This is a genomic window from Streptomyces sp. AC627_RSS907, from assembly GCF_019049165.1.
The window spans coordinates 1-572 of record NZ_JAGMUE010000792.1 but is presented as its reverse complement, the minus strand read 5'-3'; the positions used below and the strand labels follow the sequence as shown (position 1 = coordinate 572).

The 572-nt window shown below is 72.2% G+C and carries 1 protein-coding gene; it reads right to left on the bottom strand.

Features of this window, described 5'->3' with window-relative positions; genetic code table 11:
* The coding region (locus KUM32_RS38670) for a 3-methyl-2-oxobutanoate hydroxymethyltransferase (protein WP_254406716.1) at positions 1–415 on the bottom strand (415 nt) is incomplete at its 3' end.
* Positions 416–572: the final 157 nt, after the last annotated feature.

Below are 572 nucleotides of genomic sequence, written 5' to 3'. Positions count from 1 at the left end.
GCACGGGGCCCTCCTGGTACGCGCCGAAGGGCAGGTCGCCGACGATGAGGGCGCGCCTGGTGCCGCGCACCACGGCCGCGGAGAGGATGGTGATCTCGTCCATCGTGACCGGCACGGTGGACTCGTAGCCGAGGTGGCAGTTGCCCATCGAGTCGCCGACGAGCATGACGGGGATGCCCGCCTCGTCGAAGACCGACGCGGTCATCGCGTCGTAGGCGGTGAGCATGGGCCACTTCTCGCCGCGCTCCTTGGCGGCGGCGATGTCCCGGACGGTGATCCGCCGGGTCCCCTTGCCGCCGTACAGCGCCTTGCCACCGTCGGGCGCGCCGGCGCCCGGTGCGGCGGCGGGCGCGGCCGGTGTGACGGGTGTGGCTGGCGTGGTGCGTGCAGCCTGTTGCGAGGCATGCGTCGTCATGACATGGCTCCGATTTCGTCATCTCAAGGCGCCCTCACGGCGTCCCTGGACCGCCTCCATGCTGGCACGCTGCCTACCTGCTGCGGAAGGGCCGTCCACCCTCGTTCGTCCCACGGATCACGCCCGCCATCTGGACAGCCGCCGCGCCCCCGCCCGC